This is a genomic window from Mycetohabitans sp. B3, assembly GCF_021498065.1.
GTDB lineage: Bacteria > Pseudomonadota > Gammaproteobacteria > Burkholderiales > Burkholderiaceae > Mycetohabitans.
Genome location: NZ_JAHLKN010000152.1, coordinates 1 through 401, shown reverse-complemented (window position 1 = coordinate 401; position 401 = coordinate 1). Strand labels below are relative to the sequence as shown.

Annotated in this window: 1 protein-coding gene; it reads right to left on the bottom strand. The window is 61.3% G+C overall.

Annotated features, from left to right (window positions below):
- A partial coding sequence (locus KQH55_RS16040; protein WP_235091666.1) for an AMP-binding protein occupies positions 1–401 on the bottom strand: 401 nt, incomplete at both ends.

The window sequence follows — 401 nt, the reverse complement described above, 5'->3', positions numbered from 1 at the left end:
GCCAACGGTGAGCCACAAGATGCTGATGCGCTGTTCGCACAAAGTGTGCGCAAACGCAGCGGGCATCAGCACCGTGTCATGATCGATCACCACAACGGTGGCGCCATTTAACAGCGGTGCCCATACTTCAAACGTGCTCGCATCGAAAGCCGGGTTCGCTGCGAACGCCACACGATCACCAGCGCTAATGTCAACATAGCCATTGTTGATGACCAGTCGCGCAATCGCATGATGCGGCACCATCACGCCCTTGGGCGTGCCGGTCGAGCCCGACGTATAGATCACATACGCCAGATGCCGAGCCGTCAGCCCCGCCACCGACGGATTCGTGTCCGGTAACGCCGGCAGGGTCGCTGGATCGAGCACCGTACACTCGGCCAGCGCCGCCTCGCCCAACGCAG